Source organism: Micromonospora sp. MP36 (assembly GCF_008119785.1).
In the GTDB taxonomy this organism is placed as follows: Bacteria; Actinomycetota; Actinomycetes; order Mycobacteriales; family Micromonosporaceae; genus Micromonospora.
Map to the genome: position 1 here is coordinate 1 of NZ_VSFA01000174.1, position 9,461 is coordinate 9,461.

The following is a 9,461-nucleotide window of genomic DNA, read 5'->3' on the forward strand; positions in this document are numbered from 1 at the left end:
CGCGGCGTACTTGCCCGGATTCAGGTGCGCGGAGTAGGCGATCCGGGTGACCTTCACCGGTCACCCTCCATCGTCAAGTCCGCCCTTTTCCACTCCTTCTCGTAGCGGCGCAGACCGTCCAGCCGGCCCGAGAAGGAGTTGACGACGGCCAGGAGGTCCTCGACCAGCTCCTGCTGTGGGGATAGGGACTCCTGGTTGGCGACGACGATCTCGCAGCCACCACGCTCCGCCACATGCTCCAGGAAGTCGAACCCGAACCGGGCCAACCGGTCGGTGTGGGCCACCACCAGCGTGGCGACCTCACCCCGGTCGACCGAGTCCATCAACGCCAGGAACTTCTCCCGGCGAAGGTTCATCCCGCCGCCGACCTCGCTGACCCACTCATCCACAGCCAAACCGCGAGCCAGGCAGAACTGCTGCATCGCCGCCACCTGCGACGCCAAGTCGGCCTTCTGACCCGGCGACGACACCCGGCAATACACCACAACCTTCCGCCGATCCGCGTCGAAACCCGGCTGCAGCACCCTCCGCACATCCGAATCGTCGAAATACCGCTGCCCCGACGGCAGACGACGGGCCGTGATCCGACCCTCCACCTCCCACCGGCGCACCGTGCTCACCGAACGGCCCACCCGCTTGGCAAACTCCCCGATCCGATAGACACCACCCACGACCGTCAATTGTGGACAGTTCTAAAGGGAAAGCAACCACTAGTAGCTGCTCCACAGCGTTCCACTCACGACGGTCGGGCCCACCGCGACACCGCTGTCACGGAGTGCGCCTGGTGGGTGAGCCGCGGCAGCGAACCGTCGGTGGCGGCGTGCCACCATGTGGGGCCATGGAGATGTGGAACAACCCGTCCTGCTCGAAGTGCGCCGCCGCCCGGGCCACGCTTGACGAGGCGCGGGTGCCCTACCGGCTGCGGGCGTACCTGGCGGAGCCGCCGAGCGTGGCCGAGTTGACCGAGGTGCTGCGCCGGCTGGACGCGCGCGCGTGGGACATCTGCCGCACCGGGGAGCCGGCCGCGGCGGCCCTGGGCATGGCCGACTGGCCGCGCGACGACGACACCGAGCCGCGGTGGGTCGCCGCGATGGTCGCGCACCCGGAGCTGATCCAGCGCCCGATCCTGCTGCTGGACGACGGCAGCGCGCTGGTCGCTCGTACCCCTGAGGCGCTGGACGACGCGGTGCGCCGCGCGGAGCGGTGAGCCCGGGCGGGTCAGGAGGATCGTCGAGCGGCCTGCGCGTGCCGCTCGCGCAGCCGGTCCCGGATCTCCTCCGGGGTGTACGCCCGGCGCCGCCGTTCCGCCCGGGCGACGACCACGCCGGTCGCCGCGACGCCGGCGAGGCCGGCCAGCCCGAGCAGCTTCCACCACCGCATCCGTTGCCGCATCGGCCTAGGGTAATCCTCTATGAGCATCAGCCTGGACGAGGCGGTGGAGCTGACCCGGACCGGGGACGTGTGGGTGTTCCGCGGGCGCAGCGTGCCGGACCGCGCCATCCAGCTCACCACCAACAGCCCGGTCAACCATGTGGGCATGGCGGTGGTCCTGGACGACATGCCGCCGCTGATGTGGCACGCCGAGCTGGGCCGTTCGCTGCCGGACATGTGGACCGGCAGCCACCAGCGCGGGGTGCAGCTGCACGACCTGCGGGACGCGGTCTGCGTCTGGGCCAACCGGTACGGCCAGCGGGCCTGGCTGCGCCAGCTCGAACCGCCGGTCGACACCGCCATGGAGGAGGCGGTGCTGCGTACCGTGGCGCGCCTCGACGGCACCCCGTTTCCGTCGACCGCGCAGCTCGCCTGGCGCTGGGCGCGCGGCCGGGTGCCGGACCTGCACCGCCGGCGACCGGCCACAGGCGACGGTGGGGGCGTGCCGCTGCGGGACCGGGCGCTGGAGACCGCGTACTGCGCCGAGGTGGTGGCGGTGACCTACGAGGCGATGGGGCTGCTGCCCGCCGGTCGCCGGCCCAACTGGTACGACCCGGGCCGGTTCTGGAGCGGCGACGACCTCGATCTCAGCGGTGGCGCGCAGCTCGGCGCCGAGATCGAGGTGCGCATCCCGCCGCGCTGACCAGGTTTGCCGGAGCCGCCGGGCGGTAATGGAGAGCCCCGTGACGGCTTCCACGCATCTCGAGGCGCTGACCGACTTCTTCGACCGGTACGGCGTGGCGCTGACCACCGGCGACGTGTCTGCCATCGCCGGCTGCTACGCCCTGCCGGGGCTGGTGGTCGCCGACACGTACAGCTTCTCGTTCACGTCCCTGGCCGCGGTGGCCCTCAGCTTCGTCGGCGCGGCCCCGGACTACCGGGAACGGGAGCTGGTCGCGGCGAACGCCCAGATCGAGGAGGTGCAGCAGCTCTCTGTGTTGCTCACCGAGGTGGCGGTGCGGTGGGAGTTCTTGGACAGTCGGGGGCGGGCGGTGCCCGGTGAGCGCTACCGCTACCTGCTGCGGGCCACCGACGACGGGCCGGCCATCTGCACCGTCATCCGTACCGGCTGAGGTCGCGCTGGCCGCCGGCTGCTGCCCGGGTGTCGCGGCGGCCGCCCCGGACTTCATAGTGGACAGTCGGTGAATCCCCGGCGGGAGCCGGATGGCGAACGCCCGGCACCCTTCCATCGATGGGACCGCACGGCCTGGCCGACGCGCGGTGCGGGGCCGGTGCGTACGCCTCGTGGTGGCGGTCGGATCGCCGCCTGTGGGTCATCCGTTCTCCGCCTCCCGGTGGCCCGGACGGGCGGAAGGTGGCCCGCCCGCTGTCGGCCGTGGCTCGCCGCTGGCTACGCTGGCGCGTCGGCTTCGGCGAGGGGGGACGTGATGAGCGCCGGACGGGTCCAGCCGGCTGAGGAGCCGTCGGCGCCGAGGCTGCTGATGTCGGTGCCGTGGATGGTGGTGCTGCTCGGCGTCGGCCTGCTCGCCAGCCTGCTCGTGATCGCCCTGCTCGCGGTGCGGGACGAGGAGCGCCGGGTGATGCCGACGGCCGGGGCGCCGCCGATCTACCTGCCGACGGGTGCCGCGGAGAGCGGCTCCGCCACGCCGACTGAGGCCGCACCGCTGGTAGCCGCCACTCCCACGGCCACACCGACGGGTTCGCCCAGCCCGTCGCGGTCGGTTGGCCCGAGCCGGTCGGTCAGCCCGACGTCGGGCGCGCCGGCGCTGGCTGCGCCGGCACCGCTCGTGGCCCCTGGCGCGGTCACCGCCCGGTATGAGGCCATCGACAGCGACCGGCGCTCGTTCGCGGCCCGGCTGACCGTTACCAACGGGTCCGGGTCGAGCCAGGACTGGACGGTGGAGCTGGCCTTCGCCGGCAACGTCAAGAGCGTCGAGGTCTCGTCCGGCTCCGGCGTCTCGGCCAGCTCCCGAGGCGGCGGGATGTTTGTGCTGTCCGGCACCGGGGCGCTGACGTCGGGGCAGAGCGTCAGCGTGCAACTGCAGTTCGGCCGCACGGGCACCGGCGACCGGCCGGACCGGTGCACGGTCAACGGCGCGGACTGCGCCATCGGCTGAGCGCGTCGCCGGGGTGAACGACCGCGCGCCGCGTGGGGCATTTTTCGGCACTGCTTCCCGCCCGCGGCTGGGTGGTCCAGCTGAGCTTCCCTGATGGACGGGTGGCGGACGCCTGGGTGTCCGGTGCGGACCAGGAGACCGCCAGTGTGTCCGGCGGTTCGCTGACCTACCGCAGCGGGCCGGACCTGGCGCGCTGCGGCATCGTCGGCCGTGCATGCGCCGCCTCGTCCGCGACCGCCCGTATTGTGCGCGTTTTGCAAGGCGGCTGCTTTGTTGCGACTTGGTTTGCAAGCTATTGCAGAATGTTTCGGCAAGGGCTAGCGTGCGGGCGAATCAGCGACCAGAGAAAGGCCGTCGATGAAACCCCCGCCGATACCTCGCAAGGCGCTGCTCGCCTTGGTCTCCTCCCTCGTGCTCACGCTCGTCGGCGTGCCGGTCGCCGTTCACCAACTGAGCGCCGCCGGCAACGAGCAGTCCGCGGTCCCCGACGTCCTCGCCGCCGCCAACGCGCCGCAGTGGAGCCGGGAGCCGTCCGCCGAGGCGCTGCTCAAGGCCGGCAGTAACAACGCCCGGGCCGAGCAGTTCTACTTCGTCCTGCCGGACCGCTTCGCCAACGGCGACCCGCGCAACGACACCGGTGGCCTGACCGGCGGCCAGCTCGCCACCGGCTTGGACCCGAAGGACAAAGGCTTCTATCACGGCGGTGACCTCAAGGGGCTCATCGACAAGCTGGACTACTTCCAGGGCCTGGGCACCACGGCCATCTGGCTGGCCCCGATCTTCAAGAACCGGCCCGTGCAGGGCGCCGGCGCGGACGTCTCCGCCGGTTACCACGGCTACTGGATCACCGACTTCACCCAGGTCGACCCGCACTTCGGCAGCAACGAGGAGCTGACGAAGCTGGTCGACCTCGCCCACGGGCGGGGCATCAAGGTCTACCTCGACATCATCGTCAACCACACCGCGGACGTCATCCGGTACGCCGAGGACAGGTACGGCTACGTCGACAAGAAGACCGCGCCGTACCGGGACGCGCAGGGGCGGGCCTTCGAGGACCGCAACTACGCCGACGGCACCCGGGACTTCCCGCAGGTCAACGAGAAGTCGTTCCCGTACACCCCGACGTTTGCCAGCCCGGCCGACGCGAAGGTCAAGGTCCCGGCGTGGCTGAACGACCCGACCATGTACCACAACCGGGGTGACTCCACCTTCGCCGGTGAGAACAGCGAGTACGGCGACTTCTTCGGCCTCGACGACCTCTGGACCGAGCGGCCCGAGGTGGTGCGGGGGATGACCGACATCTACGCGCAGTGGATCACCCGTGCCGGGGTCGACGGCTTCCGCCTCGACACCGTCAAGCACAGCAACCTCGACTTCTGGCCGCAGTTCAGCCGCGGCATCCAGCGGGCCGCGGAGCAGGCCGGCAAGCCGGACTTCTTCATGTTCGGCGAGGTGTACAGCGCCGACCAGGAGATCGAGTCGACGTACGTGCGGCAGGGCGGCCTGCCGGCCACCCTGGACTTTTCCTTCCAGGAGGCCGCGCGCGGCTACACCGCCGCCGACGGCTCGGCCAAGGCGCTTGCCGACCTGTACGCCCGGGACGACCTCTACGCGGCCCGGGACACCGACGCCAACCGGCTGACCACCTTCCTCGGCAACCACGACATGGGCCGGATCGGCTCGTTCATCGCCGCCGCCGGCGGGGACGACGCCAGCCAGCTGCGCCGGGACCAGCTCGCCCACCAGCTGATGTTCCTCACCCGCGGCCAGCCCGTCGTCTACTCCGGCGACGAGCAGGGCTTCACCGGCCCCGGCGGGGACAAGGACGCCCGGCAGGACATGTTCGCCAGCCAGGTGCCGGACTACCTCGACGACGACCTGATCGGCACCACCCGTACCCACGCCAGCGACCAGTACGACACCGGCCACCCGCTGTACCGGACCATCGCGGAGCTGGGCCGGCTGCGGCAGGCGCACCCGGCGCTGCGGGACGGCATCCAGGTCACCCGGTACGCGGCCGACGGCCCCGGCGTCTTCGCCTTCTCCCGCATCCTGCCCGCCGACCGGACGGAGTACGTCGTCGCGGTGAACAACGCCGCGAGCGCGCAGACTGTCACCGTGGACACCTGGTCGGCCGGCGCCACCTTCACCGGCGTCTACGGCGGTGCCGCCACCTCGACGGCCGGCGCCGACGGCAAGCTGAGCGTCACCGTGCCGGCCAGGTCGGCCGTGGTGCTCCGGGCGGACCGGGCGATCCCGCAGGCCGGGGCCGCCCCGAAGGTCACCATCACCGAGCCGGGTGACGCCCCGGTCGCCACCAGGGCCGCCGTCACCGCGCAGGTCACCGGCGACCCCCTTGCGACCGTCACCTTCGCCGCCCGGGTCCCCGGCGGCAAGTGGACCCTGCTGGGCAGCGCGCACCAGGCGCCGTACACCGTCCACCACGACCTGACCGGCCTGCCGGGCGGGACGAAGGTCGAGTACAAGGCCGTCGTCCGCGACGGCAAGGGGCGGGTCGCAAGCACCCGGTCCACCGGCGTCGTCGGCACCCCGGCGCAGAGCGCCTCCCGGGACTGGGCGGTGGTGCACTACCAGCGCCCGGCCGGCGGGTACGCCGACTGGGGGCTCTACACCTGGGGCGACATCGACCCGGCGTACCAGACCGAGTGGCCCAAGGGGCAGCCGTTCGCCGGTGAGGACTCCTTCGGCCGGTTCGCCTGGGTCAAGCTCAAGCCGGGCGCCAAGTCAGTGGGCTTTCTGGTGGTCGACAAGAACGGCACCAAGGACGTGCCGAACGACCGCACCATCGACGTCACGCAGACCGGCGAGGTCTGGGTCAAGCAGGGTGACCCGACGTTGTATCCGACCCGGCAGGCCGCCACGGGCGAGCCCGACCCGCCGGTCGACCAGAGCACCGCGGTGATCCACTGGCGCAAGGCGGACGGCAACTACGACGGTTGGGGCCTGCACCTCTGGGACGGTGCGGCCACCCCGACCGACTGGGGCAACCCGCTGAAGCCGGAGCGGATCGACTCCTTCGGTGCGGTGTTCCGGGTGCCCCTGGCCGCCGGAGCCACCGGGCTGAGCTACATCGTGCACTCCGGCGACGAGAAGGACCATCCCGAGGACCAGCGCCTCGACTTCGCCACCGCCGGGCACGAGGTCTGGCTGCTGGCCGGCATCAAGGGCCGGCTGCTCCCGTCGACCGCCACGGGCGTCGCCCGGGACCTCGACATCACCAAGCAGAAGGCACAGTGGATCGACCGGTCCACCGTCGCCTGGCAGACCGGGCCGACCGACGGCAAGCGGTACGCCCTGGTCGCCGCCCCGACCGGTGGACTCGGCATCAGCGACGGCGAGCTGACCGGGACGTACACCACGCTGCCGCTGCGGGCGGAGCGCAACGGGCTCACCGAGGCCCAGCGGGCGGCGTGGCCGCACCTGTGGTCCTACCGCACCTTCAGCCTCGACCGGGCCGACCTGGCCAAGGTGCCGGCGGCGCTGCGTGGGCAGCTCGTGGTGACCGAGCGGGACGCCGAGGGCAAGCTGCTCGGCGCCACCGGGGTGCAGATCCCGGGCGTGCTCGACGACGTCTACCGGGCCGCCACGCAGGTGAAGCTCGGGCCGACGTTCGCCGGCAAGGTGCCCACCCTGGCCGTCTGGGCGCCCACCGCGCGCACGGTGTCGCTCCAGCTCTTCGGCTCGCCGACGGCCGAGCCGAGGACGGTGGCGATGAGCCGCGACGACCGCACCGGGGTCTGGTCGGTGCGCGGCACGAAGGACTGGGTCGGGAAGTACTACCGCTACCGGGTGCAGGCCTGGCAGCCGGCGGCGCAGCAGCTGGTCACCGCCGCGGTGACCGACCCCTACTCGGTGGCTCTCGCGCCGGACTCCACGCACAGCCAGCTCGTCGACCTCGATGACCCGGCGCTGGCCCCGGCCGGCTGGGCGACGCTGCGCAAGCCGGCGGCGGTCCCGTCGTCGAAGGCGCAGATCCAGGAGGTGTCGGTCCGCGACTTCTCCATCGCCGACACCACCGTCCCGGCCGAGCGGCGGGGCACCTACCTCGCCTTCACCGATCCGAGCACCGCCGGGATGAAGCACCTCGCCGCGCTCGGCGAGGCGGGGGTGAACTACCTGCACCTGCTGCCGGCGTTCGACTTCGCCACCATCCCCGAGAAGCGGGCCGACCAGCGGCAGCCCGGCTGCGACCTGGCCGCGCTGCCGCCCGACTCGGACGAGCAGCAGAAGTGCGTGTCGGCCGTCGCCGACACCGACGGCTACAACTGGGGGTACGACCCGCTGCACTACACCGTGCCGGAGGGCGGCTACGCCGTCGACCCGGCCGGGGCCCGGCGGACCACCGAGTTCCGGCAGATGGTCGCCGGGATCAACCGGGCCGGCCTGCGCGTGGTGATGGACGTCGTCTACAACCACACCTCGGCCGCCGGCACGGACCCGAAATCGGTGCTCGACCAGGTGGTGCCGGGCTACTACCAGCGGCTGCTGGAGGACGGCACCGTGGCGAACTCGACCTGCTGCGCCAACACCGCCCCGGAGCACGCCATGATGGGCAAGCTCGTGGTGGACTCCCTGGTCACCTGGGCCCGGCAGTACAAGGTGGACGGCTTCCGGTTCGACCTGATGGGTCACCACCCCAAGGCGAACATCCTCGCCGTGCGCGCCGCGCTGGACCAGCTCACCCTGGCCCGGGACGGCGTGGACGGGAAGAAGATCCTGCTCTACGGCGAGGGGTGGAACTTCGGCGAGGTCGCGGGCGACGCCCGGTTCGTGCAGGCCACCCAGGCCAACATGGCGGGCACCGGGATCGGCACCTTCAACGACCGGCTCCGGGACGGGGTACGGGGCGGCGGCCCGTTCGACGACAACCCGCGGATCCAGGGCTTCGCGTCCGGCGTCTGGTCCGACCCGAACGGCGACGACGTCAACGGTTCGGCGGCGGAGCAGAAGGCCCGGCTGCTGCACCAGCATGACCTGATCAAGGTGGGCCTGACCGGCAACCTGCGCGGCTACCGGTTCACCGACTCGTCCGGGCGGCAGGTCACCGGCGCCCAGGTCGACTACAACGGCGCACCGGCCGGCTACACCGCCGCGCCGGGCGAGGCGGTCACGTACGTCGACGCGCACGACAACGAGATCCTGTACGACGCGCTGGCGTACAAGCTGCCGCAGGGGACCTCGGCGACGGATCGGGCCCGGATGCAGGTGCTCGCCCTCAGCACGGTGGTGATGGGGCAGGGGACCGGCTTCGTGACAGCCGGCTCGGAGCGGCTGCGCTCCAAGTCGCTGGACCGCAACTCGTACAACTCCGGTGACTGGTTCAACCAGATCCGGTGGGACTGCACCCAGGGCAACGGCTTCGGCGCCGGCCTCCCGCCGGCCGCAGACAACCAGAGCAAGTGGCCGTACGCCAAGCCGTTGCTGGCCGACCCGAAGCTGGTGCCCGACTGCGCGGCGATCAACCTGGCCGACGCCCGGTACGCCGAACTGCTCCGCATCCGCCGGTCCTCGCCGGTGTTCGGGCTGACCACCGCCGACCAGGTGCAGCAGCGGGTCGCCTTCCCGCTCTCCGGTACGCACGAGACCCCAGGCGTGATCACCATGACCCTGGACGCCCGCGGCCTGGGCGGGGCGTGGAAGTCCGTCACGGTGGTCTTCAACGCCACGCCGGCGGCGGCGACGCAGACCGTGACCGGCCTGCGCGGGGCGAACGTGGCGCTGCACCCGGTGCTGCGTACCTCGGCCGACCCGGTGCTCCGGACCGCCTCGTTCGACCGGGCGACCGGCACCTTCACCGTCCCGGCGCGCAGCGTGGCGGTCTTCGTCCAGAGCTGACCCGACGAATCCGGCCCCCTGCCACCGTGGTGGCAGGGGGCCGGATTTGTGGGCGGATCCGTTGCGCTGACCGTCGGTCAGTTGAAGCAGTCCTTG

7 protein-coding genes are annotated in these 9,461 nt (G+C 71.8%); 5 read left to right on the plus strand and 2 right to left on the minus strand.

Annotated features, from left to right (window positions below; genetic code table 11):
* Nucleotides 1-53: 53 nt before the first annotated feature.
* Nucleotides 54-671 (minus strand): IS607 family transposase, encoded by a 618-nt coding sequence (locus FXF52_RS39160; protein ID WP_148804707.1) that lies wholly within the window; start codon nt 669-671, stop codon nt 54-56.
* 167 nt (nt 672-838) lie between these two features.
* Between FXF52_RS39160 and FXF52_RS39165 the strand changes: the two genes are divergently transcribed.
* A complete protein-coding gene (locus tag FXF52_RS39165) occupies nt 839-1,207 on the plus strand; it encodes an ArsC/Spx/MgsR family protein (protein ID WP_148804708.1) in 369 nt (122 codons plus the stop codon).
* An 11-nt stretch (nt 1,208-1,218) separates the two neighbouring features.
* Here FXF52_RS39165 and FXF52_RS42240 read toward each other — a convergent pair whose 3' ends face one another.
* Nucleotides 1,219-1,392, minus strand: a complete 174-nt coding sequence (locus tag FXF52_RS42240; RefSeq protein ID WP_187413985.1) for a hypothetical protein — start codon at nt 1,390-1,392, stop codon at nt 1,219-1,221.
* A 19-nt stretch (nt 1,393-1,411) separates the two neighbouring features.
* Between FXF52_RS42240 and FXF52_RS39170 the strand changes: the two genes are divergently transcribed.
* The 4 genes from FXF52_RS39170 to pulA all read left to right on the plus strand — a co-directional run bounded on the left by FXF52_RS39170 (nt 1,412) and on the right by pulA (nt 9,365).
* The gene (locus FXF52_RS39170; RefSeq protein ID WP_148804709.1) at nt 1,412-2,074 is read left to right on the plus strand and encodes a hypothetical protein; all 663 of its coding nucleotides are present in this window, start codon (nt 1,412-1,414) and stop codon (nt 2,072-2,074) included.
* Nucleotides 2,075-2,114: 40 nt separating this feature from the next.
* The gene (locus FXF52_RS39175) at nt 2,115-2,504 is read left to right on the plus strand and encodes a hypothetical protein (protein WP_148804710.1); all 390 of its coding nucleotides are present in this window, start codon (nt 2,115-2,117) and stop codon (nt 2,502-2,504) included.
* 315 nt (nt 2,505-2,819) lie between these two features.
* A complete protein-coding gene (locus tag FXF52_RS39180) occupies nt 2,820-3,509 on the plus strand; it encodes a cellulose binding domain-containing protein (protein WP_148804711.1) in 690 nt (229 codons plus the stop codon).
* A 357-nt stretch (nt 3,510-3,866) separates the two neighbouring features.
* Nucleotides 3,867-9,365 (plus strand): pullulanase-type alpha-1,6-glucosidase, encoded by a 5,499-nt coding sequence (gene pulA, locus FXF52_RS39185; RefSeq protein WP_148804712.1) that lies wholly within the window; start codon nt 3,867-3,869, stop codon nt 9,363-9,365.
* Nucleotides 9,366-9,461 lie beyond the last annotated feature (96 nt).